This is a genomic window from Prolinoborus fasciculus (genome assembly GCF_056724605.1).
Genome location: NZ_JBWZQN010000154.1, coordinates 1 through 757, shown reverse-complemented (window position 1 = coordinate 757; position 757 = coordinate 1). Strand labels below are relative to the sequence as shown.

At 32.4% G+C, this 757-nt stretch carries 1 protein-coding gene and 1 pseudogene; both read right to left on the bottom strand.

Features of this window, described 5'->3' with window-relative positions:
• Nucleotides 1–27: 27 nt before the first annotated feature.
• Nucleotides 28–420: pseudogene (locus AC1P5O_RS16685) on the bottom strand (transposase family protein); the annotation flags it as partial.
• A 37-nt stretch (nucleotides 421–457) separates the two neighbouring features.
• The coding region (locus AC1P5O_RS16680) for a helix-turn-helix domain-containing protein (RefSeq protein WP_148101493.1) at nucleotides 458–757 on the bottom strand (300 nt) is incomplete at its 5' end.

The following is a 757-nucleotide window of genomic DNA, read 5'->3' as shown; positions in this document are numbered from 1 at the left end:
AGACTTCCTTCATAAATCATTTTTCAATCAATTTAATTGTTTATCTTTCACCCAATCTAAATTGTATATGCCAGCAAGTAAATTAAACCGCAGGTTTAATCTTTTACGACGATTTCTATATACACAAGATAAAATCTTAAAACATTTCATCCTTCCAAATACATGCTCTACTTGAATTCGTCTACGACCAATCTCTCTATTTAACTTTTTTAATTCAGAATCTAATTTTTCAGTTTTCTTTGCTTTAGATGGCATGAGGCATCCAAAACCCAATTTTTTTATCCCTAAATACCCCTTATCAACGATAAAAAAGGGCTTAAATTTTAATTTCCTCATACTTTTTTTAAATATTTTAAAATCATGCATGCTTCCATGACTTCCACATACACTCAGTATTTCACCTGTTGTATAGTGCATAGATAGCTGAAATTTAAAGGTATGTCGCTTTTTTTTACCGCTATACCATTTCTTCTGTTTTTTTTGGACGTTGAACTAATATTTCAGTTGCATCAATCACAACAACTTCCCAATCCACTTCATCTCGATTAGGAAGTTGTTTTGACAAGTTAAATTTTCCAGAACGGATTAAGGTATCTTCAATAACACGTGTGATACGAATTGCACTCGTTTCAGATACACCGTAACTCATACCAAGATGGAAAAATGTTCGATATTCTCTCCAATATTCTATACATAAGAGCAAACGATCTTCCAACGGTAATTTATGCGGTCGTCCTTTACCAATATGACGAGGTAA